This is a genomic window from Paenibacillus sp. GCM10027628, from assembly GCF_042676385.1.
Classification (GTDB): domain Bacteria; phylum Bacillota; class Bacilli; order Paenibacillales; family NBRC-103111; genus Paenibacillus_E.
Genome location: NZ_JBHTHA010000005.1, coordinates 149,782 through 176,488, shown reverse-complemented (window position 1 = coordinate 176,488; position 26,707 = coordinate 149,782). Strand labels below are relative to the sequence as shown.

General features: G+C 46.1%; 25 protein-coding genes and 1 pseudogene. 22 read left to right on the top strand and 4 right to left on the bottom strand.

The annotated features are described in order from the left end of the window. Positions 1–15 precede the first annotated feature (15 nt). Positions 16–1,119, top strand: a complete 1,104-nt coding sequence (locus ACFQZT_RS08970) for a glycosyltransferase family 4 protein (RefSeq protein ID WP_379298803.1) — start codon at positions 16–18, stop codon at positions 1,117–1,119. Continuing rightward, a complete protein-coding gene (locus ACFQZT_RS08965; protein ID WP_379298801.1) occupies positions 1,116–2,438 on the top strand; it encodes a UDP-glucose dehydrogenase family protein in 1,323 nt (440 codons plus the stop codon). The genes ACFQZT_RS08970 and ACFQZT_RS08965 overlap by 4 nt, the downstream gene beginning before the upstream one ends. Positions 2,439–2,515: 77 nt before the next feature. Here the strand turns inward: ACFQZT_RS08965 and ACFQZT_RS08960 are convergent, their stop codons facing one another. After that, positions 2,516–3,088, bottom strand: coding sequence for an AarF/UbiB family protein (locus ACFQZT_RS08960; protein ID WP_379298799.1), 573 nt, complete (start codon positions 3,086–3,088; stop codon positions 2,516–2,518). A 239-nt stretch (positions 3,089–3,327) separates the two neighbouring features. On the opposite strand from ACFQZT_RS08960, the gene ACFQZT_RS08955 reads away from it, so the two are divergent. Beyond that, entirely contained in the window at positions 3,328–3,990 is a 663-nt protein-coding gene (locus ACFQZT_RS08955; protein ID WP_379298797.1) for a hypothetical protein, read from the top strand. Positions 3,991–4,111: 121 nt separating this feature from the next. Next, entirely contained in the window at positions 4,112–4,609 is a 498-nt protein-coding gene (locus ACFQZT_RS08950) for a hypothetical protein (RefSeq protein WP_379298795.1), read from the top strand. Between the two features lie 733 nt (positions 4,610–5,342). Here ACFQZT_RS08950 and ACFQZT_RS08945 read toward each other — a convergent pair. Continuing rightward, positions 5,343–6,272, bottom strand: a complete 930-nt coding sequence (locus tag ACFQZT_RS08945; protein WP_379298793.1) for a collagen-like domain-containing protein — start codon at positions 6,270–6,272, stop codon at positions 5,343–5,345. 197 nt (positions 6,273–6,469) lie between these two features. On the opposite strand from ACFQZT_RS08945, the gene ACFQZT_RS08940 reads away from it, so the two are divergent. From ACFQZT_RS08940 to ACFQZT_RS08930, 3 genes and pseudogenes are all read left to right on the top strand, one after another. Then, positions 6,470–7,507, top strand: a complete 1,038-nt coding sequence (locus tag ACFQZT_RS08940) for a YheC/YheD family endospore coat-associated protein (RefSeq protein ID WP_379298791.1) — start codon at positions 6,470–6,472, stop codon at positions 7,505–7,507. A gap of 50 nt (positions 7,508–7,557) precedes the next feature. Next, positions 7,558–8,518: pseudogene (locus tag ACFQZT_RS08935) on the top strand (glycosyltransferase family 2 protein). 279 nt (positions 8,519–8,797) lie between these two features. Next, a complete protein-coding gene (locus tag ACFQZT_RS08930; protein WP_379298789.1) occupies positions 8,798–9,106 on the top strand; it encodes a hypothetical protein in 309 nt (102 codons plus the stop codon). A 25-nt stretch (positions 9,107–9,131) separates the two neighbouring features. Here the strand turns inward: ACFQZT_RS08930 and ACFQZT_RS08925 are convergent, their stop codons facing one another. Continuing rightward, positions 9,132–9,779 (bottom strand): glycosyltransferase family 2 protein, encoded by a 648-nt coding sequence (locus ACFQZT_RS08925; protein ID WP_379298787.1) that lies wholly within the window; start codon positions 9,777–9,779, stop codon positions 9,132–9,134. 227 nt (positions 9,780–10,006) lie between these two features. Here ACFQZT_RS08925 and ACFQZT_RS08920 point away from each other — a divergent pair, with 227 nt between their 5' ends. The 10 genes from ACFQZT_RS08920 (at position 10,007) to ACFQZT_RS08875 (ending at position 20,401) form a co-directional block, all read left to right on the top strand. Beyond that, complete coding sequence (locus ACFQZT_RS08920) at positions 10,007–11,455, top strand: glycosyltransferase family 4 protein (RefSeq protein WP_379298785.1); 1,449 nt, start codon at positions 10,007–10,009, stop codon at positions 11,453–11,455. Between the two features lie 18 nt (positions 11,456–11,473). Beyond that, a complete protein-coding gene (locus ACFQZT_RS08915; protein WP_379298783.1) occupies positions 11,474–12,514 on the top strand; it encodes a glycosyltransferase family 2 protein in 1,041 nt (346 codons plus the stop codon). A gap of 133 nt (positions 12,515–12,647) precedes the next feature. Further along, on the top strand, positions 12,648–13,490 hold the full coding sequence (locus tag ACFQZT_RS08910; protein WP_379298781.1) for a glycosyltransferase family 2 protein: 843 nt from the start codon (positions 12,648–12,650) through the stop codon (positions 13,488–13,490). Positions 13,491–13,566: 76 nt separating this feature from the next. After that, positions 13,567–14,568 carry a glycosyltransferase family 2 protein gene (locus ACFQZT_RS08905; RefSeq protein WP_379298779.1) on the top strand — a complete coding sequence of 334 codons (1,002 nt, stop codon included), beginning with the start codon at positions 13,567–13,569 and terminating at the stop codon, positions 14,566–14,568. 1 nt (position 14,569) lies between these two features. Then, the gene (locus tag ACFQZT_RS08900; RefSeq protein WP_379298777.1) at positions 14,570–15,298 is read left to right on the top strand and encodes a glycosyltransferase family 2 protein; all 729 of its coding nucleotides are present in this window, start codon (positions 14,570–14,572) and stop codon (positions 15,296–15,298) included. Positions 15,299–15,349: 51 nt separating this feature from the next. Next, positions 15,350–16,099, top strand: coding sequence for a sugar phosphate nucleotidyltransferase (locus tag ACFQZT_RS08895; protein WP_379298775.1), 750 nt, complete (start codon positions 15,350–15,352; stop codon positions 16,097–16,099). Between the two features lie 28 nt (positions 16,100–16,127). Then, positions 16,128–16,676: a dTDP-4-dehydrorhamnose 3,5-epimerase gene (rfbC, locus tag ACFQZT_RS08890; protein ID WP_379298773.1), complete on the top strand. Its 549-nt coding sequence runs from the start codon at positions 16,128–16,130 to the stop codon at positions 16,674–16,676. 70 nt (positions 16,677–16,746) lie between these two features. Then, a complete protein-coding gene (locus tag ACFQZT_RS08885; protein ID WP_379298771.1) occupies positions 16,747–17,754 on the top strand; it encodes a phosphotransferase in 1,008 nt (335 codons plus the stop codon). Positions 17,755–17,773: 19 nt separating this feature from the next. Then, the gene (locus ACFQZT_RS08880; protein WP_379298769.1) at positions 17,774–18,676 is read left to right on the top strand and encodes a phosphotransferase; all 903 of its coding nucleotides are present in this window, start codon (positions 17,774–17,776) and stop codon (positions 18,674–18,676) included. A gap of 201 nt (positions 18,677–18,877) precedes the next feature. Beyond that, positions 18,878–20,401, top strand: coding sequence for an ArsB/NhaD family transporter (locus ACFQZT_RS08875; protein WP_379298767.1), 1,524 nt, complete (start codon positions 18,878–18,880; stop codon positions 20,399–20,401). 414 nt (positions 20,402–20,815) lie between these two features. Here the strand turns inward: ACFQZT_RS08875 and ACFQZT_RS08870 are convergent, their stop codons facing one another. Continuing rightward, entirely contained in the window at positions 20,816–21,805 is a 990-nt protein-coding gene (locus ACFQZT_RS08870) for a ketoacyl-ACP synthase III (RefSeq protein WP_379298765.1), read from the bottom strand. Between the two features lie 218 nt (positions 21,806–22,023). On the opposite strand from ACFQZT_RS08870, the gene rfbB reads away from it, so the two are divergent. The 5 genes from rfbB to ACFQZT_RS08845 are packed head-to-tail and all read left to right on the top strand — an operon-like array spanning position 22,024 to position 26,550. After that, positions 22,024–23,028, top strand: coding sequence for a dTDP-glucose 4,6-dehydratase (gene rfbB, locus ACFQZT_RS08865; protein WP_379298763.1), 1,005 nt, complete (start codon positions 22,024–22,026; stop codon positions 23,026–23,028). Next, a complete protein-coding gene (gene rfbD, locus ACFQZT_RS08860; RefSeq protein ID WP_379298761.1) occupies positions 23,025–23,906 on the top strand; it encodes a dTDP-4-dehydrorhamnose reductase in 882 nt (293 codons plus the stop codon). The genes rfbB and rfbD overlap by 4 nt, the downstream gene beginning before the upstream one ends. Continuing rightward, positions 23,899–24,993 (top strand): CgeB family protein, encoded by a 1,095-nt coding sequence (locus tag ACFQZT_RS08855; protein WP_379298759.1) that lies wholly within the window; start codon positions 23,899–23,901, stop codon positions 24,991–24,993. Before rfbD ends, ACFQZT_RS08855 begins: the two co-directional genes overlap by 8 nt. A gap of 20 nt (positions 24,994–25,013) precedes the next feature. Continuing rightward, positions 25,014–26,177: a CgeB family protein gene (locus tag ACFQZT_RS08850; RefSeq protein ID WP_379298870.1), complete on the top strand. Its 1,164-nt coding sequence runs from the start codon at positions 25,014–25,016 to the stop codon at positions 26,175–26,177. Between the two features lie 13 nt (positions 26,178–26,190). Next, positions 26,191–26,550, top strand: coding sequence for a hypothetical protein (locus tag ACFQZT_RS08845; protein WP_379298757.1), 360 nt, complete (start codon positions 26,191–26,193; stop codon positions 26,548–26,550). The last annotated feature ends 157 nt before the right edge of the window (positions 26,551–26,707 follow it).

The following is a 26,707-nucleotide window of genomic DNA, read 5'->3' as shown; positions in this document are numbered from 1 at the left end:
AAGGTGCGGAAGTAGATGAATATCCTGCTCGAAGGTATCTTTTACAATGGACACGGGCTCGCTGAAGGGAATCGTAACTTATTGCGGATACTAGATCGAGCAGGCTATCGTGTCCGAATTATTCCAAGGGATTCATCCGACAAACATGCCGTATTGCATCCAAGAGAGGTTCGGTATATTTCTTCGTTTGAGAACACTCGTTTGTTGTCTAACGATGTGTATATCTACAACTGGGTCGGAGCTCATCTGCGGTTTAATCCCGATTTTCATTTCAATATAGCCCGAACAACGTTTGAGACCGACCGCATTCCGGAAGACTGGGTGCCAAAGTTAAACAAGTTCAATGAAGTGTGGGTGCAAAGCGAATTCAACAGGTTGACCTTCGCTTCTTCCGGGGTGGAGGTTCCACTGCGTTTGATTCCCAATTTTTTTGATTTTAACGAATTTTCCCCGGAGGGTCCTCCGCTATCCATTCCCGTATCCGCATCGTTCCTGTTCCTGTCCGTTTTCGATTTGAAGAAGCGCAAAGGGTACGATATTCTGCTGCATGCCTTTCTTAACGAGTTTTCAATTGAGGATCGCGTTGCCTTGGTGATCAAAATACGCGATAGCAGCAGAACCGATATCGTTGAACGAGTCATTGACACTCACCCTAAGTCGAAAGAAGAACGTCCGCCTGTCTATCTGATTGATCATATGTTAACGCCGGCAGACATTGCCGGGTTGTACCGAACCTGTGACGCATTTGTTCTGCCAACCAGAGGAGAAGGATGGGGGAGGCCGTTTTTCGAGGCGATGCTAATGGAACTGCCTGTGATCGGGACCAATTGGAGCGGCCATACCGATTTCATGAATGAACACAATGCCTATTTGATTGATATTGAAGGATTAACCCGGATTTCGAATAATGAAAATCCTTTGTTTAATGGACACTATTGGGCAGAGCCGTCGTTAAAGGATTTGCAAATGAAGATGAGACTTGTGATGGAGAGATCCGCTGAAGCAAAGGAGAGAGCCCGAAATGCGAGAATAGAACTTCTTCAAACCTACAATTGGAGGGAAATCTCTAAGAAAGTGGTTCGTGAAATCGAAAAGTACAGGAGATGGAAAGGAATATGACGACTCAGACGTATACGATTTCCGTTTTTGGTCTTGGCTATGTGGGGTGCGTATCGGCAGCATGTCTGGCCCAGCTCAGCAATCAGGTGATCGGTGTGGATGTGAATCCGCATAAAGTAGACTTGATCAATCAAGGCAAGCCGACCATTATTGAGAAAGGCATCGCCGAACTGGTAGAAAAGCAGCACAGGGCGGGACGGCTATCCGCGACAAGCGATATTCAGTACGCCGTCACGCAGGCTGACATTTGCCTTATCTGTGTGGGAACGCCTTCCGACAGGAACGGCTACCCGGACCTCTCTTTTATATGGCACGTAGCCGATCAAATTAGCGCTGTCATTAAGAAAAGGGAGGCATTCCAAACCATTATCATCCGATCTACCGTACCACCCGGAACGTGCCGGGAAATCGAGCAGATCATTGCCCGATCCGGCAAGCGAATCGATGAGGATTTTGCAGTCGTCAGCAATCCGGAGTTTTTACGTGAAGGAACCAGTATTGACGATTACTTTCATCCGCCATACACCTTAATCGGTACCCATAACGAAAAAGCCTTAGGTATGCTTCGCCTAATCTATGGTTCCCTCCCTGCCCCGATCCTGGAGACGGAAAGAGAAGTGGCGGAGATGATTAAATACGTCAACAACTCGTTCCACGCATTGAAAGTCGTATTTGCCAATGAAATTGGTGCGCTTTGCCATTCAATGGGCGTTGACCCTCACTTGCTAATGAATTTGTTCTGCCAGGATCATCATCTCAATATCTCGCCGGCGTATCTGATGCCGGGCTTTGCTTATGGAGGTTCTTGCTTGCCGAAGGACTTAAAAGCGCTCAACGCTATGGCCAGGTCGCGAAATGTGGAGCTATCGGTGTTGTCGTCCGTTGAACGCAGCAACGCACATCTGATCGAACGCGCGCTGGATATGGTTCTTGCAGAGGGAAAGGTACGGATCGGAGTACTCGGTCTGGCATTTAAATCCGGAACGGATGATTTGAGAGAAAGTCCGGTCGTTAAGCTTCTGGAACGATTGATCGGAAAAGGCTACGAAATCAGGATTTATGATCATAACGTGCTTGCTTCTCAGTTGGTCGGTGCGAACAAACAATATATTGAATCTACGGTTCCTCATTTGGCTAATCTGCTCACTCCTGATTTATCGGACATTAATGAGTTTGCCGACCTGATTATCGTGACGCAAAAAAACACCGAATATCAATCGTTTGTCACAGATATTTTGGCATCCAAACCGGTCATTGATCTGGTTCGCATCTTAGATACAATCCCTGATTCCAATCACTATAAGGGACTCCTATGGTGAATCAAACGTATAAAAACCGTCCCGGGCCGGGACGGTTTTTATCTCATCTTATGACGCTGATCGATGCGTTAACGATGTTATTGAAGCTTTGACCATTTTTGATACAGGTAGGGATTCGATCGTTTGACCTGTCTGAGGAACCCTTTTTTTAATTTTCGTGACTCAAGCTCGGCCAGTATTTCTCTCGGATAGGGAATTTGTTTTTTGAAGGAATTGACGTGATCGATAACTTGCAGGCGTTCGCCATTGACGACGAAGATGTGGCGAGGGCTTGCGTCAAGGCGAGCAAACTTCAGCTTTTTCATTTCCCTGAGCATCCTAACAAGTTGTTTGGTCAACCATCTCGGCATACGCTTCTTTTTGCTCAAATATTGGCTAAGCGTCGGACCCTTTATATATTCCATAACGATATAATTCGAGCCTGTTTCATAGACTTTAGGAAAGAAAGGGGAATTCGCATCATTTACTATTTTTAACACATGGTTCTCCCTTATGGCATCTTCATTCTTTAAATAAATTTTAACGCAGCGCTTGGATGAAAGCTGAAATACGGCCCCTTGTGCTCCTTGACCGATTAAATTGTAGCTTGTTGGATTATCAATTTGCAGTGGCTTCCCTTTGCTTACGGTAATTGATCGAAAATCTTCCACGTCGGTCATCTCCTCTTCGATTTTAGGATGATTAACCATCACTTTCTCTATTAAACAATGCTTATCCCACTAGTTTATGCGAAGAAGTTAAAAAGCGATTGGGTTAACGAATATACCTAAAACACCTTTTTATGTAAAAATGGACCAATCGCTTCCTTTATTTGTCCAAGCAATAGGGTTTCTATCTACATCTACTATATTGTAGTACAAAATAATAATTTTCGAGGAGGAAACAGAACATGAGTTCAAAAGATCTTGATCCAAGAATCAAGTGGTATGAATCCGTTGATCTCCCGCTGACTCCAGCTCTTAGCATTACCCCTCCGATCACGGTCGGTACACTTACAGGTCTTGGGACAGGTCTGGTTTTGAAACGAATCAGATCCAACGACCGTCAAGAGCTGACAGTCTCGGTAGAATGGACTCCGACCATTGCACCTGGAGCTACGGTAACAGCTGGGGCAGCAACAGCAATAGCCGCTGGCACTTTAACGCTTCCTTTAACGGTAACCCAAAGCATTACTTTCCAAATTTGGCGCGATGTGGTTGGCGGTACGCTGTGTGGACAATATACCGATTCCAGAGCATTAAGTGTCCCGCTTGTTCTTGGAGCATCTGCCGCAGGCTTAACAGCCGCTACATCAATACCTACAACTGCATTAGCTGGTCTTTTGGCAACTAGCACGTTCGAAATAACTGACAAAGCAGCTCCAACGGGTACTCACACTTATATCTTGACAGCTACTGCAACGCCAGGCACACTCTTAACTGGTGGATTAACAGCTGCTATTGGAACTGTGATTCCGCTTCTTACTGCGCTTACGATCTCCACAGGAGCCGTTGGAGCACCAGTTGTCACAAGAGTTCACTATGACGGCGGCGTTATTGACGAGAACGATTAATAGTGCCGGTTAATTAGTGCCTGTCGCCTCAATCATCTCTTACGATTGAGGCCATTTTTACTTCAATTGTCCGGCATGTCCAATCAATAATCTCTCATAACTATTAAGGAGGAATGAAAGAATGGCAAGAAATGCAAGAGTGAAGTATCTGGATTTCTCAAACGGTGCAGGGCTTGTACCACCCCTTCCGGCGACTCTGACTGTAGGTGTCCCCGTTAATCTGGGTTCTGTAACTGTAAAAGGTGCCAACAGCAACGACCGTGAAGTTGTGACGGCGACGATCAATCATGTGATGGATCTTGGCGGAACGGCAACAGCCGGCGATTACCAGATCTCATTTCAACTCAGTCGGAAAGTGGGTTCAGGTGCAACGGTTCCTGTGTATACAACAACCGACGGAGGCAGCAACGCTACCGGCGTAGCGGCAATTCCTCCCGTAGATCCCAAAGGGACAACAACAACCTTTGTTTATGCTGAAACGGGTCTCTCAGGAAGTTCGATCACTTACTCGCTTACAGCAACTTTAACTGCTGCGGCCGCAACTGGCGGGACGATTGCCGTAAGTATTGTTAGCCCAGTCTTCCTGGTTGGCACGCTGTACGACGAAAACGAAGATTAATAGGATTGGAAGGGCATTCCGACGGTCGTGCAGACCGATAGGATGCCCTTTTAATTTCGTGAAAATCAGCTGTAATTTCAGCAGGCGCCACAGGAGAAGCAGGTGGATTATCCCAATACTGTCTCCTGGCTTTTTTGATTCATCAGGTATAACGGCAACTGGAATCACCCAAGCTCCTGGACCTCTTAAACTTAAAAACCATAATGTGGACCTTAGATACCGTCGATTGGCAAAACCCAAAGCCGGAATCTATTATCAAAAATCAAAAAATGGCATTAGACGGCATTGAAATAACGAAATGTTGTTGATGGTTTCTATATGCATCGATAATGTGAATAATCAAAAGAAGTTATTTCAGAGAATGGGATACTGAGGTTTCCGATTATTCCTTAAAAAAGCTTTATGTAGTGAAATCAGAGATTAGAGCCAAAATTAAGCTTTAAAGTAGTGCAAAGCAGTTAATCTAGTTGGTTACGGAAAATTTGATATACGTAATCGTGAAGCACCAAGGGAAGAAGTTCGAAAAACTGGTGAAGGATGAAAGTAACATACTAGCTTTTGTTCCGGACAAACTGACACGCAATCAGTCTGTCCGGTTGCAATTTTAAAGGGAATCGTATAGAAGAGGCTCATACTCATTAGGTTTTTTTCGTACCCGAAACGCGGCTAATCTGGAAAAGCCATCCCTTTCTCAAGCGTTCCTCATGACGAGAATACCCATTTCTATTTCTAACTATGCGATTTGCGTGATAATAAGGTGTGCAGAAACAGGCCGTGTTCCTCCAGCGAGAGGAGTGATGGTTAGTGCCGTGGAATTGCCGGCAGGATTTCGTACTGTGAGAATTGAATTGATGACTGTCGTTTGCACAAGAGCCATTTCTACGATCTGAGAAGTACCTGTTGCTCGCCCGACTACTGTATAAGCTAGGTCAGCGCCATTGAGAGTTAAAATCAGTTGACCTGCTTCAGTCACACTCACCTGAAACAAGACCTGATAGGTGCCAATTGCAGCCAAGTTAAAGGAACTGGGACCAATACGTAAAATAGTAGTCCCACTAGTAGGTCCATCTTGCGGAAAACTAACGTCTGTGCCGGGAGCCACAGTTGCTGCATTATCAGGAGGCATCAGCGCAAAAAAATCAGCAAAGCCTAATACGCCACCCGTTGCACCTGTTGCCCCCGTCGCACCTGATGGTCCTGTTGCACCTGTTGCTCCTGCAGGCCCTGCAGATCCTGTTGCGCCCGTTGCCCCCGCAGGTCCTGCAGGTCCCGTTGCCCCCGCAGGCCCTGCTGGTCCCGTTGCCCCTGTAGGTCCTGCCAGTCCGGCTTCGCCAAGTGCACCTGCAATTCCTGCCAGTCCAGTCGGTCCAATTGCACCTGCAATTCCTGCCAGTCCAGCCGGTCCAATTGCACCTGCAATTCCTGCCAGTCCAGCTGGTCCAAGTGCTCCTGCAAGTCCTTGCGGTCCAGCTTCTCCAATTGCTCCTACAAGTCCTGCCAAACCAGCTGGTCCAAGTGCTCCTGCAAGTCCTTGTGGTCCAGCTTCTCCAATTGCTCCTCCAAGTTCTTGAAGCAGTTGCTGTCCTTGTGGTCCAGGAGGTCCTGGAGGTCCAGTAGGGCCAGGAGGTCCAGGAGGTCCTGGTGGACAATTACATCTTCCCATAGTCTCATCTCCCTATTTTCAAACGTAATTTATCATATTAAAAGCTTAAAAAGGTAAACACAGCAAGTACCTATCAACTGAAAAATAGGCAAATAGAATAGTAAATTCGCTGATTTTCTGTTCATCTATGTTCTTGTCCTATAGCAATATGTCTATTCTTGCATTAGATAATAAAAAAGATCGAAGGCATGGGAGTGATGAGTTTGGAGAATCGCCCTTTAATAGGTATTCTGGTAACTAAAAGGAACAGTAGAAAAAGAATTTTGGAGCTTTATCAACGTAATCACAATCTAAACCTGAAACTTTACGCCTTTACGCCGGCAGATATTCTTTGGAAGGAACAACGTATTATTGGACTTAGCCTGACAAAGGGCATATGGAAACAAAGTTCGTTCCCTTTTCCTCATGTCGTTTATAACCGAAGTTTTAACAAAACATTAATAACCATTGAACGCTTGGAGAAGGCGATTGGCAGGAACAAATGTTTTAACAATATCAATTTTTTTAATAAATGGGATCTTTATAGCCTATTAAAACAGTCAAATCTTAATCCCTATGTACCAGACACATTTTTATATAATGAAGCGAATGTATCGGAACTATTAGAGAAATATAAACTAGTATACATTAAGCCTTCTTACGGATCTAAGGGGGAGTCTGTGTACCGGGTTGAACTAATGGATAATAGTGATATTCACATCTCTTTGCATAGCTCGGCACCCAGATATATTTGCAGAAAAAATGAAGGTTTTCAGGAGATATTAGATGAACTTCTCGGGCTAAAAGAATTCATAGTTCAGCAAGGGATTCGTATGAGTCAATTAAATCATAAGTATTTTGATATCCGGGTCCTTGTTCAAAAAGGTATTCTTGGAGAATGGACGGTTTCTGCCATAACATGTAGAGTGGCTCATGAACATTACTTTAACACAAGCATGTGTGAAACCATTTATGACTTTGCCAAAATTCTTCCGCGATTATTTACGCCGGAAACAATGAATGAAATCCTCCGGTCTCTATATGAGGTAAGTGTAAAGGCCGCAGAAGAAGCAGAAAATCATATGGGTTCATTGGGAGAATTGAGTGTCGATTTTGTATTAGACAAGCAAAGTAAGCTATGGATTATTGAACTTAATGGAAAACCCCAAAAAGATATATACAAAGATCTTAAGAGTTTTAAACGCAAAATTTATAGCAGACCATTAGAATATGCGTATTTTCTCTCTCAAACTTAGGCTCCACATAGGGATGTCTTTTCGAATATACCTATTACGAGGTGAGCATTTTGATTTCAGTTAGTCTTTGTATGATTGTTAAAAACGAAGAGGATATCATCGAGAGATGCCTAAATTCCGTTTGTGATGTCATAGATGAGATTATTATTGTAGATACCGGATCGACCGATCAAACCAAATCCATTGTACGAAAATACACGGAGCGAATTTACGATTTTGTTTGGGTTGATGATTTTGCAGTAGCCCGCAATTATGCTTTTAATCAAGCGAGTAAGGACTATATTTTTTGGCTGGATGCGGATGACATTTTGACGGAAAAGGATCGCATTAAATTTGCTGCTTTAAAAGAGACGCTTGATCATCGTGTTGATTCTGTCACGATGAATTATCACCTAGCATTCGATGAATTTGGTGAGGTTACGTCAAGCGTAAGACGCAATCGGCTAGTGAAAAGAAGCAATCAGTTCCAATGGATCGGCTCCGTGCATGAGTATCTGGAAGTGTGGGAATTTATCATAAATAGCGATATAGCTGTTACGCACAGCAGCCTTCATCATGACAATGATAGAAATCTCCGAATTTACGAAAAACGATTAAGCCTGGGTGGAAGACAATATTTCAGCTTGTGGAAAACTAGCGGATGCCTTTCATAAACTCGGAGATCAGCAAAACGAGCTTCTCTCCTCTTTAAGATCGTTTCAATTCGGTCCTCCTCGCCCAGAGTTTTGTTGTCGGTTAGGTTATCACTTTTTACAAAAAAACGACATGCAGACATCCATATTTTGGTATACGTTAGCTACTCAATTGGAACAACCTAAAGAATGCTGGGGATTTGTAAATCCTGTGTGCTCCACTTGGTAGCCCCACTTGCAGTTGTGCGTTTGTTACGACCGAATTGGCAAACACGAGTTGGCTTATCAGCATAATGAAGCTGCTCGTCGTTTTCGGCCAAATGATGAGCGTATCCTACAGAACAAGCGTTATTTGGAGTCCCAATTAGAGAGGAGTTAAGTGGAAAAAGTGAGGTAGGGTGCCTAAATGGCGGCTATTTCGTATTATCAGGTTAACCAGAAATAGCTGGTTGGCCTTTTTTTATGGTCGGTATAAGATGGCGGTAGCCCTAAAAAACCTCCATACTTTGTCCTGATCAATTATCACTTCTACGTTGTACATTATTATATTAGCAGATACATGTAGGAGGTGGAGAAACGGGCGCAACTAATACAGTTATTGCTAATGATCCTGTAGGGGTTACTCACCAGCTACTTGGTTAGGCGGAGTATTTGAAAAATGAGACCCGGGGAAAGAGAATTGCGGATCAAACTGGATTTATTAGACTCATTAGCACGCAGTCAACATGCCTTGTCCCGCATTATTGAGAGCGTGGCGCAATCCGTCGAAGCTTCCCCGTCACTAGCTAGACAAGTTGGAGAGAATCTCGCGTCCATCGTGAAGTATCAGCACATCCTGGCGAGGAAAATAACGGGTATCCATATCCGTGAAAAACAAATAGGGACTCCAGCGCCTCCGTGGTTGAATCCGCAGGTTGGTGCCCATCGGCGGTTCGCAAGCCCCCCTCCTAATCCAAAAATTAGATGAGGAGGGGCGTTTTTGTTTGTCCCGCTTATTTGTTAAATGGCCGAGTGTATACTTCTTTGCCCGTCGTTCCGCCCCATTTGGCAATGTAATAGTCGTGGTGAACCCTGATCGCAGATCGATATACTCTTAATCGGTATGGATCTGATTTGGTCGTCTGTCCGCCATGATGCGTCACAGGCAGATGCGTCCAAGGCACGCTGTAGCCTGCCAATTTCATTCTTCGGTAGTATTCGCAATCCGCGAAGAAGTTGGGCATGACCGTGTCCCATAACCCCACTTCCCGCACCGCTTTTAGGTTGAAGGCGCACAAGACATCGTATTGGGTTAAGGCCACCCCCCACTTATCTCCTCTTGCTTGCCACGATTCCAATATCTCCAAAAATTTCTCCGGTGTACCTTCGCGAGCTTCCGCGTCATTATGCATGAACAGGACGACATCGCAGCCTTCCTCCATGCCTCGTTTCAATAGGTAATTGAGCATTTGGGTAACGGATAGCGGGACGGGGGGTTCAACGATGTTCACTTTGCTGTGCAGCTCCAGTTCATCTCTGAGGTCCTGCGAATCCGAGTTATCGACAATAAGGGTATGAGGCCAGTAAGGCTTAATACTTTCGACAGCTTTGCGGAGGAGATCCGGACGATTGGCGTAACCGATACCGACTATATATTTCATAACACTTCTCCTTCTCATGTAATTTGTAATAATAGGTGGTGGTTATTTATCCATATGTCTCCATCGTATGACCATGTCCTCATTTTTGCTATAAACGAATTCATCAATCTGAACCTAGTCATTCGCCAATTTCTAGCCAAGCTGGGTTAATGCATATGAATCTGCTTATGGGTATTCATAGTATGGAAGCAGGTCGAGCAACACTCACAGAAAGGAGTGAAGGTGGAATGAACAAAGCGGCGAATAGCGTCAAAACCACACAGCCTTTGAAATCCTCACATAAACGCAAGCAGGCCATTCGCAAGGCAATTATCCGCTCTAAGGTTAAGCAAAGACGTTTGCTTAAGCTCAAGAGAGCGCTCCTGTCGAGACGAAAGAAAATAAAGCAAAGCTTATCCCTCAAGAAGCTTAGATTACGGAAAAGAAGAAAACACATCGCACAGGAAACGCCAGTCGGAACCCAAGAAGCGGTAGGAACAACTGAAGAAGCGCCGGAGCCTGCTGAACCCGGTGAAGCACAAGAACCTGTTGCAGCTTTACCTGCAGTGGACCTGAAGCCCGGCGTGAATCTTATCGGATATATCCGTACCGAAATCGGACTCGGTGAGGGGTGCCGTTTAATGGCAAAATCATTAGAAGCGGCTGAGGTTCCGTTTGGCATCATGAATTTTACGGATCCGGGAGCCAATTCAGCAAGAAATAATGATAGGACTTGGATTCATAAGGAATCGGAAAAAGCATCGTTCAAGGTGAACTTTTTTCATATGAACGCGAATAATTTACGGGCGGCATACGACAATCCGGTGCCTCCACTTGTAAGGGACGTGTTTCAACATCGGTTCAATATCGGTTATTGGGCATGGGAATTGCCTGAGTTTCCGGATGAGTGGTGCAACAGTTTTGAGTTAGTGCAAGAAGTATGGGCCCCATCGCAATTTATCGTCGATTCCGTTAAGCCAAAGTCTCCTCATCCAGTTGTAAGAATTCCTCATGCGGTCCATGTACAGCGTGCGAATTCGTTTGATCGGCGTGCGTTTGGCCTTCCGAATGACCAATTCCTCTTTTTGTCGATGTACGATACGCATAGCTTAAAGGAGCGGAAAAACCCTCAAGCCGTCATTAAAGCATTCAAGCAAGCGTTCCGGTCCAGCGATTCCTCCGTCGGTCTGGTTATTAAGGTGAATAATCCGAACTCCAAACCGGAGGATATGGAATGGCTGAAGCAGCAAACTGAGGGCTACTCAAACATTTATATGATTCATCAGATCATGGACCGCGATAAGGTAAATGCCTTAATCAATGCTACGGATTGCTTCGTTTCGCTGCATCGTTCGGAAGGCTTCGGACTTGTCATGGCTGAGGCGATGTTCTTGGGCAAACCCGTCATCGGCACGAATTGGTCGGGGAATACGGATTATATGCATGAAGGCAATGCATGTCCGGTAAAATACAATCTGATTCCGGTAGGCCAAGACGTTGGACCGTACAAAGCCCATCAGATTTGGGCGGATCCGGATATTGAACACGCCGCCTATTATATGCGCAGATTAGTACAGGACTCAGTGTGGAGAAAGTCGATTGCAAGTAACGGCAAACAAACGATTCATACGGAGTATTCACCTTTGGTCATCGGACAGAAAGTGAAGAATCGGTTGGTCGAACTTGGGCTTCTGTAAATCGGAGGTGAGCAGAAGATGATACGAAAGAAAAGCGTTGTGCTGGCGAAACCCCAAATTGGCATCTTAAAGAAAAGAAGTAAGAAAAGCCTCTCACTCAACATTTTAATTCCGCGAAAAAGAAGAAAGAGCTCGGCCGTCAAGTTGAGACTGCGCAGTAAATTCAAACCGGCCAAGAACAGTCAGAGACCGTATGCAAAGAATGCTGTGTCGCCAACCGCCCCGAGTATCATTCAAAACAAAGACGCTTCTTTTAAGCAACTCCCGAACCCCGATTCTACATCGGCGGAGCTGATGGAACAGACACAGATGGAACAAGGGGAATCGGGTGATCCGGTACAGGAGCAGGGACAGTTTCGACCTACTTGGTACGTAGTTGTCGTTGGATATGTCAATCGCCCGGATATCCTTTACCAGGCACTGGGCAGCATTCAATCTTTCTGGCCGTCTACCCTGGTGATCGATAATGCCAACGAAGCCAGCCTGATTAAGAATGCCGTCGAATTGCCCGTTAAAGTTTACCAACCCCCCGACCCGCTCTCGTACAGCCAAACATTGAATTTGATGCATCGCATTGCAGCCGAGAACGGTGCAGAAGTTTGTATCTTCATGCATCATGATGCGGAGCTGCAGCCGGAAATGGCCGACCGTTTGCTGAGTGCGCTGGAGGATCTCAGACGATCGGACCGCAGATGGGGGGCTTTCCGAACGGAATCAACCTCACTCACTGCGTATAACATGAAGGCGATCCGCACGATCGGTCCTATGGATACGATTCTGCCTCATGATTTTGCCGAGCAGGATTATTATCGACGCATGAACTTGCTTGGTTTTGACATTGTGGAAGATGCCACAATCTCGGTTGCGCATTGGAGCGACGTCAGCTCAACATATAAGTCGGATGAGGAGCTTGATTTTGTACGCAATAAAACGAGACCTTTTTATTTGAACTATTATCAAGATAAGTGGGGAGGTCCACCGGGCTCCGAAACGCATGAGCTGCTATTCGGGGAGTTCCCCTTGAACCCGGTTCCGAACTATTTATACAGATTTCAATGAGAACGACAATCGAGCACGGATAATAAGCTCTTGGCTGGTGTTTGTGATAGATGTACCAATTTACTCATATCGCAAAGAGGGCTTAAACGTATGCCGTGCCCTTCGTGATGGATGCTCATACAATGGGACGATAATGAACGGAATTCAGTATGGGAGGGTGTGGGCGAAAGTGCAGCGTGGAAAACGGAAGTTGCTGAAACCGAGAGCAAAATCTCGCCCCGTATTCAAACCTATAACTTTAAGGGAAAATCCAAAAGTATCTGTTGTGATACCGGCGATGAATGAAAGGAAAACGATCGCTGCTGTCATTCGCGAGGCACGTATGGTCCATCCTTCCACGGAAGTCGTTGTTGTCGTTAACGGTTCCCGTGATGGAACCGGGCACATTGCGCGCAGAATGGGTGCCAGAGTCGTTACGTTCAAGAAGCCGTTAGGGCACGATGTAGGGAGGGCGATCGGAGCGATGCACGCAAAAGGAAATATTTTGCTCTTCACCGATGCGGACATCGTGATTTCAGCGAGAGATCTAAAGCCTTTTATTCGTGCAATAGAGAGAGGCGTCGATGTAGCGTTAAACAGTTATACAGGCCATGTCCATACGGATCGGGTGCACCCTGTTGTATTAGCGAAGCATGCACTCAATCTTGCGCTGGCACGCCCTGATCTGCGAGGCTCTTCCATGACGACGATTCCACATGCAATAAGCAGAAAGGCGCTGGAGCGAATCGAAGCTCAAAATCTATCCGTGCCACCGCTGGCGCAAACCATCGCGATTCGTAAAGGTCTGGATCTTAAGAAAGTGCATGAAGTGGATGTGGGGCGGGTGAATCCGAGAAAAAGGAGAGGATTCAAAGTGGATCCGCTGCGGAATCTAATCGTCGGAGATCACCTGGAAGCCATTGAATGGTTGTTGAATGAGACGAACGAGCGAGGCCAGCAGACGGATTTATCCCGGGATCGATCTTTTGTGGGGTGAAGATATGAAGCGAAGAGGTATCCTTCTGAAATTCCGCAAGAAGAGTTCAGTAAGAAGAAACAGAATGCAATTGCCGTTGAACAGACGAAGACGGACTGCGCTTTCGCCCATCTTGAAGTTGTCCATTGGGCGAATTGGAAGAAGGTATGCGGCGCATCATCCGCTTCCTGAAGGGGAGCAGTCCCTCCCTTTTATTAACGCGCTGTGGTACTCCTACTACAGGAGGCACAAGCGACGTATTTCCAGAGTGCAGTATGCTGCATGTGCGGAAGCTTTTCTCGAAGGTTACTGCACGCAACTGGGTATCGACAAACCTGACGGCGTGCTGATTCCGACGACTAAGCAGGTGGCGGCTGTCATAACCGTCTTTAATGAAGAGAAGACGCTTGGAAAAGTACTGGAGCAATTGCGACGTCTTCCGCTGCAAGAAGTCATCGTCGTGATTAACGGTTCTACGGATAAAAGCTTTGCCATCGCAAGACAGAGCAGCCCGGCAACGATTATCCATTATCCAAACGCCTTTGGGCATGATGTGGGCCGATCAATTGGCGCTAGACTGTCGACTGCAGATATGGTGCTGTTTCTAGATGGGGATATTGTTGTCAAAGCTGAACAATTGATTCCGTTTATCAGTGCAATGGATCGTGGAGCGGATGTTGCGCTTAATGACCTGACTCCATTCATCGGACCATTCGCGAATCGCGATAGCGTAACGATGATGAAAGAATTTTTGAATACCATTCAAGGCAGGCCGGACCTCAAGTCGAACTCCATGACGGCCATTCCTCACATGCTTTCACGTAAAGCGATTGAGCGAATAGGAGCAGCCAACCTGGTCGTTCCGCCGAAAGCCCAGTCACTCGCCATTAAGCTTGGTTTAACGATATGCGCTCCCGCCAGTATCGATGTCATCAAAGAGAACAAGTTAACCCGGCTCAACACGGGTTCTTTCAACCCAGTCTCGAATCTGATCCTTGGCGACCATCTGGAAGCTATGCATATGTTAATGAAGATTCAAGACGGCCGGCTGGGTTTTGGGGATCCGATCAGGGAAAGATCCCACTTACGGAGGGATTAACATGAACGTCACCAGTATTATTATTCCGACTTACAATGAGAAATCCATGCTGAAGGAATGCATCCATTCCATCAGGAAGCACACGGATGTCCCTTATGAAATCATTGTAGTCGATAACGGATCGACCGACGGGACGACCAAGTTTTTACTTCAGGAAGCCATCCCCTTTGTCTCCAATTATGAAAATAGAGGCTTTCCCGCAGCCTGTAATGCGGGGATGAAGCTTTCGAAGGGCGACACTATTCTCCTGCTGAATAATGACGTTCTTCTTACTCCGAACTGGTTAAGCCATATGCTGAGCTGCCTTTATCACCAAAAAGATGTCGGCATCGTCGGACCCATGACCAATTACGCCAGCGGGAGCCAAAGAATTCAGGTGGCTTACACAAGCTTGGATGATATGATCCGTAAATACAACATTGAAAAATTAGGAACATATACCGAAGTTAAACGCCTGATCGGTTTCTGCTTCTTGTTTAAACGTGAAGTCATGCAGAAGATCGGACTGCTCGACGAGCGCTTCAGTCCGGGCCATTATGAAGATGACGATTACTGTTATCGGGCAAGACAAGCGGGCTACCGGCTTATGATAGCGGAGGATACGTTTGTTTTTCATCATGGCAGCGTCAGCTTTGGCAAGAAAAAGGAAGGGCAGTTTCAGCAAATTGTGGAGCGCTCCCGCTCCTTGTTTATTGAGAAATGGGGGGTGGATCCCAGTTCAATAAGCTGATAGGAAAGCGGTTCTCTCATCTATGAAAGCTGAAGAAAGGATGGCGTTGCTATGAAGGGAGTCATTCTTGCAGGGGGAATGGGAACACGTATGAGACCTTTAACGAAGATGATCAATAAGCACCTTCTTCCTGTCGGCAAATATCCCATGATTTACTATGGTATTGAAAAGTTGCGTGCAGCAGGGATTACGGATATTTTGCTGGTGACGAATAAACAATCGGCTTCCCTTTACACCGATTTCTTAGGCAGCGGGAAGGACTGGGGGGTTAAGCTTGCCTACACAATCCAAGAAGATGCGGGCGGCATTGCCGCAGCGCTGGCGCTGGCCGAAGGTTTCGTGCACCCGGGCGACAAACTGTTGGTTCTGCTTGGAGATAACCTGTTTGAAGAGTCGCTCTCCGACTATGTGAAACAATTCGAACTGCAGCCCGAGGTGGCCAAAGTGTTTTTAAAGCAGGTTGAGGATCCGAGGCAATATGGTGTTCCCGTTATGGACGAAGGGCAGATTACACGGATTGAAGAGAAGCCGGAGCATCCGCTCTCCTCCTACTGTGTCACGGGCATCTATATGTACGATTCTTCGGTGTTCGACATGATCAGGTTGATCAAGCCGTCCGAACGCGGTGAACTGGAAATAACGGACGTAAACAACTTGTATGCGGCCAAAGGCATATTGACCTATCACATTCTCACAGGCTGGTGGATTGACGCAGGTACGTTCCCATCCTGGTTCGAAGCGTCCGATAAATTGCGTCAATATTCGACTCTGAATGCGCATAGTCCGGGTGAAGAGTATTGAATAAGCTTGAATGAGGAGGATCCGTTTCATGAAAGTCATTTCTACAAAGCTGCCGGACGTTCTGCTGTTCGAACCGAGGTCACATATTGACCATCGCGGCTTTTTCATGGAAAGCTACAACCGACAAATGTTTGCAGAGCATGGCATCCATCATGATTTCATTCAGGATAATCATTCCTTGTCCGTTCAAGCCGGCGTTCTGCGCGGACTTCACTATCAGCTCGAGCCCAAAGCACAAACCAAACTGGTCCGCGTCTTGTTTGGAGCCGTCTATGACGTGGTCGTTGATATCCGCCAAGGCTCGCCAACTTACGGTGAATGGGTCGGCGTCGTACTGAGCGCTGAGAATAAGCGGCAGATCCTGGTACCGAAAGGCTTCGCTCATGGCGTCTGCACGATGGTTCCGAATACGCAGCTTCTATATAAAGTCGATCAATATTATTCGTCCGAACACGACAGAGGCATTCTGTGGAACGATCCGCAGCTCGGCATTGATTGGCCGGTATCCGATCCTATTTTATCGGATAAGGATCGTCAGCATCCGCCCTTGCAGCAAGCGGAGATCAACTATCGATAGACACCTAACATTCTCTTCCGAATAAACTATCATGAAGCTTTATTTTTTGAATTGAATGGAGGAGCGCTGAGTGGCAGATCGGTACCATAAAGAATGGTTTCAAGATATCGCGAGCCATTATGGATTGCGTATTCGCCGTATTAAATCATATGACTCCCTGTACAAAAAAAATGTGGTTTATCGCGCAACAACGGATAAAGGCAAATTCCTGATTAAACCTTTGAATACTAGAATGCAGAATAAATATTTAACCAAAGAACAACAAGCCGTCAAGCTCTTTTCATTTATTCGAAAACTTAGGAAACGCCATTATCCGAATTTCCCCGGTTGGCTAACAACCAGCTCTGGCAAGTACTATGTGAACAAAAATGGAAAGCCGTACTATATGACTGAATGGATAAACGGGCGCAGCATTCAAATCGATGCTAAAGATTATGAAGCCTTAGGCAAAGCGCTGGCTACCCTTCACACCATCTGCAAGGATCGCCTCCCGCCGATGTCCCCCTTTACGAGACAACAAATCAACCTATTTAAACGGGAGGAACGCCTCTTCCGACTCAGGTTGAAGAATGTTCAAAAGAAAAGATCGAGCGCCAAAAGATGGTTTGAGAAGCATGGTAACCGGTGTATCGAATTGGCTAATGAAGCATGGAGGATTATTGAAACCCATGATGTCAGAAGAATATTGTCCCATGAAAAGAATCACCCCGCATTAATTCATGGCGACGTCACGATCCCCAATATTGTTATTAATGAAAAAGGATTATTCCTGATTGACTGGGACTCTTTGAGGATGGGTTCAACCTATTATGAGCTTGCGAAAACGTTATCAAACACAACCTATTATAATCCGGATCTCCTCTCTGCCATGCTGCGCGCTTATGAAGAAGTAAAACCGTTAAAACCTGCCGAACGCTTATTAATAAGCGCTTTATTCCGTTTACCGCGGGAAGCCTGGATTGCAGTCCGGAACCTTACATTCGGCAGAAGTCAGCACTATTTCCGCTTGCTGGAAAGATCATGGGATATACGATTGCAAGCTATTCATACGGTGGATGAGTGGGCTCGGAAAAAATAACGTGGATCGGGTGATAGGAATGTTGGAACGATCAGATGTTGAACAAGAGTATGGCATCCATATCTTGGAACAAGTGAAGGTTCGAGACGTGTACCGGTTAATCACCCAAGACCATGGAATTTTGTGTCTGAAAAGCTACTCGATATCCAAGCGGGAGATCCGCTTTATTACGCAAATCTATAACCATTTGGAGAAAAACGGATTTATTTATGGTCCCAAAACGCTACTAACGCAGAACGGGCGCAACTGGATCACCAGAGATGGCGTTCATTATATGTTAACCAACTGGGTAGAAGGCGGTAGTCCGGACTTCAATCATAGAGACATGTTCAAAAAAGCGCTTCGGAAGCTCGCCCAGTTTCATCAAGCCGCCCAGGGGATGCTTGCCGAAGGTGCGCCGGAAGCAAGAACAAGGTACAACAAATTGGTTGAGCGAATGACATCGTACCAATCCCTACTGGATGAAAATCCGGATATGGATCATTTTATTACGATGAATCATAAGGCAATAGAGTATTTAGGCCATCCTAAAGTCATCAAAGCGATCGAACAAGAACAAGCCGCGGGTGCCTTCGTGCACGGAGACTTCAACTATCCGAATCTTGTTCTCGATGGGTCCGATTCCTTACATTTGATAGATTTCGAGAATACGTCACTGCATGTAAGGATGCTGGACTTCTCTCATATTTTGCATCGGAATTTTCCGTGGCAGGGGAAAGAAATATTGCATTGGGTCGAATATTATGATCGCAAGCGCTCGCTCAGTGCAGAAGATCTGCACCTTCTTTATGCTTTACTGCTGGTGCCGTACCCGATCATCAGGGAGTTGAAACGGATCAAGAAGGGGCAACATGTCAAAATTATGGTCCCGTCGGATGAACAAATCAACCATTATAAGAAGGAACTGAGAGCATTGCGATGATAGGGTCACTCCTGCTGGCTCGGCTATACGAAGAGACTAGCTGGAGTGATCTCACGGCGGTATTTCTAGTTATTAGTGGAAAATCATATAGCGTAGATTCCAATCTATACATCCCTCATTAACATTACGTATACATAGTGTATAAAACGTATAATGAGGCTTTGATTCCATCGAGATCAATATACCGGGAAGTGAGGTTGAATGTTGGATACCACTACGGCAATAACGTTAAGTATCTTCATGGTGACCCTTGTCTTCTTGTTATGGCGCCCCTGGGGCATGAACGAATCGATCCCTCCGGCGATCGGTGCCGCGATCATTCTTCTTGCAGGTATAGTCCCTTTCTCTGATATGGCTTTAATTTACAAAACGGTTAGCGGAGCTATTATCACGATCATATCGACTATCGTAATGTCCATTGTTTTGGACAGCATAGGTTTCTTTAGGTGGACAGCCTATAACTTGGTCGTGAGGGCGAAGGGGTCTGGTAAAAGGCTCTATTGGTACGTTACTCTTTTGTGCTTTCTGATGACTTTATTTTTTAACAATGATGGAAGCATATTAATTACTACGCCAATTATCATTTATATCACGACACTTTTAGATTTAAACATGCGTCAAAAGCTGCCTTATCTGGTTTCAGGGGCTCTCGTGGCAACAGCGTCCAGTGCCCCTATAGGGGTAAGCAATTTGGCTAACCTTATCGCGATGAAAATCGTCGGGCTCGACCTTAATTCGTATGCGGTTTTGATGTTTGTACCGGCGATGGTGGGGATTGGCAGCATATCGTTGATGCTGTATTTCTATTTCCGAAAGGATATTCCGCGGGAGATTCGCCAAGTGTCTACGGACAACACCTCTCCTTCTTACTTGAAAGTTCCTCGAGCGTATTACGATGCAAATACTGTAACGCGGATGGTTCAAGATCGCGAAGTCCGCAAGAAGCTGCCACCGCAGCACAGAAGTCCGTCAACGCCGCATTCTTCGAAGGAGGAGTACCGTACGCCACCGCCATCGCATCTCGCGGAGAGGAGGCATGGAGGACCGCTGAAGGCGTCTGCAAACGATGATCTGGGGATCCAAGAAACTGTAGACTGGCGATTGTTTCGAATATCGATAGGCATCGTAATTCTGATCAGGCTAGGTTTTTTCGTTGGTTCAAGCTTAGGGATTTCAATCGAATGGATTGCCATTACCGGTGCCCTGCTGTTGATAGCTCTGCGGTGGTATTTTACGGGAAGAGGCGTCAAGGATCTGCTCAAAAAAACGCCGTGGCACACCCTATTGTTTGCTTTCAGTATTTATGTGGTGGTTTACGCGCTGCACAATGTGGGGATGACGGCATGGATGGTAAACCAGCTGAAAGGAATTATGACGCAAAGCGAATTTCATACCGTCATGGGTTTTGGTCTGCTGCTCACTATCATGTCTACCTTACTGAATAATTTACCTTCCGTGATGATCGGTACACTTGCGTTGACAGAGATGGGATTGGATACGCATAGCTTGCAAATCGCGTATTTGGCGAATATTATCGGCAGCGATATCGGCTCTCTGATTACGCCTATGGGGACGTTGGCATCGCTCATGTGGATGTTTATTTTAAGAAAGAATAATTTGAAAATAACTTGGACACAGTATATCAAAATTACCATTGTGATCATTCCGCTCGGGCTTATAATCAGTCTGTTGAGCTTGTACGTTTGGATCCGTATCATTCGCTGAAAAAAAATATATAAATTTTTGTCTCTATGCTTTATTCGCCCATGCCATTTGTCTCCTCCGCGCATTTATTACATTGTAACGATAATGTAGGTGAAGGGAGATTACGCAGATGGCTGACTCATTCAAAAGAGCACAACATAAGTTTAAAAAACGGTCGAGGGAAGCTCGCAGAAATTTTAAGGGAGTAAAGGACAAAAAATTGGCATTTGGCTTAGTCCGGTTAATTAGAGGCCTAAAACAAATCAATACCAAATTAAACGTAATCAACGATAAAGTATCTAGACTCCTTAAAAAATAATGCAAGCGCGGAGCAACTTTCAATGATGTACCGGATGCGGTGTTCGTCGATCTCCTTGGGGTAAGTTCATGCCTCAACTCCGCATCCGGTAATCATTTTCATTCACTTCATCTTTATTATCCCCAATGAACCACCAATCCCGCATGTGTTAAGCCGCCTCCGAAACCATACAATAGCAGCGTATCTCCTGGAAGCACCTTGCCTTCCTTGATGCCCATATCCAGTGCCAAAGGAATCGATGCGGCGGAAGTATTGCCGTAATAAACCAGACTGTAAAGCGCTTTTTCAAACGGAATTCCGCTCTTTTCGCAGATCGACTCAATAATGCGGAGGTTCGCACTGTGGGGGATGAACCAGTCGATGTCGCTGAGCTGCATGCCGCTCTTTGCGAGCAGCTTATCAATGCCTTGCGGCACGGTTGTCACCGCGAATTTATAGACTTCCCGGCCATTCTGGACAAGTTTCCCGCTGCCGCCCAGCGGCAATCCATTCAAGTCTGATGCAAGGCCGGTACGATACACATGCTTGCCTCCGTTACCGTCCGAGCCGAGATAGTGCGTCAGAAAAGCGGGCCCCTCGTCTTCTCTTTCGACCATAACCGCACCGGCGCCATCTCCGAACAGGATGCAAGTGGAACGGTCGGTATAATCTGTAATCTTGGACACGGTATCTCCTCCGAGGACAAGCACTTTGCGGTGTACGCCTGCGGAAATCAGCGCACTTGCCGTGTGAAGCGCGTAGGTAAACCCTGCGCAAGTGGCGTTCAGGTCGTAAGCCCCCGTCGCGGGAATACCGAAGTGCGCTTGCACTAAGCAGGCTGCGGAAGGGAATGGAAGATCAGGTGTATGGGTAGCCACGATAATGAGTTCAACATCATCGAGCGCGGTCTGATACCTTGCGACCATGTCTTCTACGGCGCGAATACAGAGGTGGCTCGTATATTCATTGTCCGCGGCAATCCGGCGTTCCCGGATGCCCGTGCGCTGTACGATCCATTCATCGTTCGTATCAACCATGCGCTCCAGTTCATCGTTTGTTAAAATTCGATTCGGTACATAGCTCCCAATCGCCGTGATGCGGGCGTGCAGGGCTGATAGGTTTTCCATACGGGCTCACTCCTTGGAAAATAAATAGTATCAAGTATTAGGATCAGGTACTAATTTTACTTTAGATGAATCCCGATGCAAAGTCAATGGTCAGTTTATTTAGTATGGATTCGCGGAAATAGTTGATAATCCAATTTTTGAATCAGAGGTATTCGTCCAATTTTCACCAATGATAAGAGCATATGATTAAAGTACGGTTACAGGTAGGAGGATAGCTAATGTCAGTGATACTAGTAACTGGAGGTATGGGGTTCATAGGTAGTAATTTTATACATTATTGGCGAGACCGTCATCCGCAAGATCGCATAATCAATGTGGATTGGCTGACTTATGCGGGAAATCCAGATAACTTAGCTGCTATCGAAGAGCAAGCCGGTTATCAATTTGTGTATGGAAATATCTGCGATACGGCTTTGATCCATCGGATTATGGAGCAGGGTGTCGATGTCGTTGTTCACTTTGCAGCGGAGTCCCATGTAGATCGAAGCATTCAGAACCCCGGTGCCTTCGTACTTACCAATGTGCTTGGCACGCAATCCTTGTTGGAGGCGTCGCGGCAGCACCAAGTGAAGAAATTCATTCATATATCAACGGATGAAGTATATGGAACTCTCGGTCAAGAGGGGGCCTTTACAGAAACGACCCCGCTTGCACCGAACAGCCCTTATTCAGCGAGCAAAGCCGGTTCGGATTTGTTGGTCAGAGCCTATTATGAAACCTATGGCTTTCCTGCTGTCATAACTCGTTGCTCCAATAACTATGGACCTAGACAGTTTCCGGAAAAGCTGATCCCGCTCATTATTACAAAGGCGCTTCGCGATGAGTTCATTCCGCTTTACGGTGATGGATTACACGTACGCGACTGGTTATATGTGGAGGATCATTGTGCGGCTATTGAACGAATTATCGAGGAGGCTCTTCCCGGCGAAGTCTATAATATCGGAAGTCAAAACGAGCGGACGAACATAGAGGTTGTTCAGTACATTCTTAAAGAGCTTGGTAAATCGGATGATCTGATCCAATTCGTACCCGATCGGCTTGGGCATGATCGGCGATATGCCATTGATTCGGCGAAGATTCGCCGAGAACTTGGATGGACGCCGTCCTATTCCTTTGAAGCGGGAATGAAGAAAACCATTGCTTGGTATTTCCAGGAGCGTGGGTTGTCGGAACGAATTTCCGACGGGTCTTATCGCTCACCTAAGCGAGATGAATGGCCATGAAAGTGTTGATTACCGGAGCTGGAGGACAGCTGGGTTACGATCTCGCGCGTGTTCTTGCACCTATACACCAAGTTACGGCATGGACGAAGGAGCAATTGGACGTTAGCGATGAGAAGAAGGTAGCGGACATACTTGCCGGCGAAAGCCCTGATGTCGTCATTCATGCCGCAGCCTATACGAACGTAGATGGGGCGGAATCGGAGACTGAGCTTGCTTATCAAGTCAATGCCATCGGAACGCTGCATATAGCCCAAATTTGCGAGCAAATTGGCGCCAAACTTATTTACGTAAGTACGGACTACGTATTCGATGGAACGAAGGGAGCTCCTTATGAGGAAGTAGATGTTACGAATCCGGGTAATGTATATGGGAGATCCAAGCTTCTTGGAGAAAAATTTGTCAGCATGATCTGCACAAAGCATTTTATCGTGCGGACTTCGTGGTTGTACGGAACCAAAGGAACTAATTTCGTTACTAAAATATTGGAGAAGGCTTACACAGGCGGTCCTCTTTCCATTGTTGATGATCAGTTCGGTTCCCCCACGTACTGTTTGGACTTGGCCAGCTTCATAAGAGATCTCATGGAAACGGATAGGTATGGCATTTATCACGCATCCAATCAAGGTTCGTGTTCTAGATACGAATTTGCTTCTGAAATCTTAAAGTACGCTCAGATGGCTCATGTTCCTTTAGAACCTGTTCATTCTGATTTGTTTCAATCACCTGCCCCAAGACCCAAGTATTCGGCGTTTGACCATAAAGCGATTGCGGACAATGGCTTTACACCAATGAGGGACTGGAAGTCGGCGCTTCATCATTTCTTGCAAGTTGACTATATATACCCGAGGGCGGCAGAAGAGAGGGTGCGAGATGAGTAAGAGGATCAGGGCTGATCATGCGCTCGGCAGGAAGCGGGGATTTCAAACAGGTCAAGAGCATGGAGTCCGTATGGGGCGCTGCCAAGCGATTCTTGACGATGTTAAACCTGCTTCTCTACTACTGAGAGAAGCCAAGGTTTTATTTATTGCCCAAGGCTTCGAGGCCATCGATGGAGGCATTAGTCAAGCGCTGGAGCAGACGGTCCGCGAAGCTTATACGGGAACCGCTACTGATATGGTTCGCTTGGCGGAAGAGCTTCGACCTGATCTCGTTCTTGTTATGAATGGGCTGCATGTATTTCCGGCCGAACATAAAGACCACGTAGACCAAGTAAATCTTATGGGAATTAAGACTGCCATATGGTTCGCAGACGATCCTTATTTCACCGATTATACCGCTTCTCTCGCTCCCCATTATGATTATGTGTTCACGCATGAATTAAGCTGTCTGGCCTTTTATCGGGATGCTGGTTGTCGGCAAGTTCATTATTTGCCGCTTGCAGTCAATACCTCTGTCTACAAACCGCTGTATGTCGCTCCCGAATACCGCAGCGATATATGTTTTATTGGGAATGGGTTTCCTAACCGAATTGCTTTATTTGACCAGATCGCCCCTTTCCTGGCTAATAAAAAAGTGATTTTGGCCGGATCGCGCTGGGACCAGCTGCGTCATTATTCGCTTTTGGAACAAGGAATCAAACTTCAGTGGATTCCGATTGAAGAGTCAGTGAAATATTACAATGGGGCTAAGATCGTCTTGAATGTGCATCGGCATGCTTACGATGAAACTTTCAATAAAAATAGCAGAAACATCCCAGGTCACTCGATTAATCCGCGAACGTATGAAATTTCGGCATGCGGTACCTTGCAGATTACGGATTACCGACATGACCTGGATCGGTATTACACGCCGGGTCACGATATCGAGACCTTCGATAGTGCGGAGGAGCTCATTCAGAAAATGCTGCATTATCTGGTTCATGAAGAAGATAGAATGCGAATAGCCATGCGGGGCTTGCGAAAATCGGTTAGCGAACATACATTCTCGAATAGGCTGTTAAAGCTATTCGATATTGTGTTTGCTTAGAAAGGAGAAGCAGCGTGGCTATGGTGGATAAGAAAAAAAATAAGCAACTTGGATATACAAAAGGTTATGAGGCTGGATTTGCCAGCGGAGTTCGCTTGGGACAATGTGAAGCCGTTGTTCACAAGGCGCTGCAGGATCGTCCTCCAAGAAGATTTTGGGACGTGCGCGTGCTGTATGTACCATCGGGGAAAGGGTTTCCTTACGAGCCGCTGGATCATGCTATTATCAACAGTTTACGTCCTTTGGTTCGTGAATTAATCATTGGCAATGGCGAGAATGCACTGATCAAGTTCGGGGATCAGGAGGCAGGTTTGGAAAAACTTGCTGCGATTCACAGCCCTGACCTGATGATTGTGCTGGATGGGATGAATCTATCTCTAAAGATTGTGGATCGCATTCGCAAGAAAGGTATCCGAACGGCAATTTGGCTAACGGACGATCCCTATTACACGGATTTTACAGTATCCATGGTACCTCACTACGATTTCATATTCACACTCGAAATGAACTGCCTCTCTTTATATAAGGAATTGGGATGTCCGCAGGTTCATTATTTACCGCTTGCCTTTCAACCGGAAATATTCCGTCCGAAAGCCGTGCCCATTAGGCAAAAACGCGATATTTCTTTTGTCGGATCGGCCTATTGGAATCGGGTCGCCATGTTCGATCAGCTTGCTCCTTATTTGGCAAATAAGCACATCCTCATCTCCGGGATTTGGTGGGAGCGTCTGAAGAACTATGGTATGCTGGCACCTCAAATTCAGTTAAATACGTGGCTCGGACCGGAGGAAACAGCGAATGTTTATAACGGAGCGAAATTGGTTATTAACATGCACAGGTCCTATGACGATGCGGCTCATAATCGTAACAGCCGAAAAATCCAGGGGGCTTCGCCCAATCCGCGTACGTTCGAGATTTCCGGCTGCGGTGTCCTTCAGATAACAGATTTCCGCGAAGATTTGGTCCGTTTCTATACGCCAGACTATGATATTGTGACTTATAGCTCGGCGGAAGAACTGTTAGATAAGCTGGACTACTACTTGCAAAACGAAGAAGAACGTACGCAAATCGCTTTGCGTGGACTGTACCGGACAATGCGGGATCACACCTATGAAAATCGTTTATCTCAAATGCTGGATATCGTAGTTTCAGGCATAAACGATTCGAAATCTGCTAGAAAGTAGAGGTGCGTAGATCATGCTAAAGAAGAAAAAGGGGAACATGAGAGAAAGCATTCGGAAAAAGAAAAAAGGAACGCTGAAGAGAATGCAGCCGAAGAAGAAAAAACTGATTCCGAAGCGAAGACGACTGACAAATCGTTCAGCAAAAACGCTTCAGCGAAAGCATGAGCGTAAGCATAAGCATAAGCATGAGCGTAAGCATAAGCATAATCGTAAGCGCAATCGTAATCGAGAAGATAAAGCACACAAAGCCTCCAAAACTACCAGTGGATATAATAAAGCTTTCGATCAAGCTTATAACCAGGGTTTTGATGCGGGCTTCGCGCAAGGATACCTTCAGGAACAACAGCAGCTGGTGAAGCAGCTTGCCGGATAAAAGGCGAAATAGGAAAGCGACCTGTCTTGGATCAGCCAAGGAGGGTCGTTTTTTTTGAGGTGATCTTCAAAAAGGAAGCAAATGTACGAATGTACGAGGGTAACTGTCGTGCCCTTCATGAGACCTGTCTAATATATTGTACTACCCAGGAAATAGG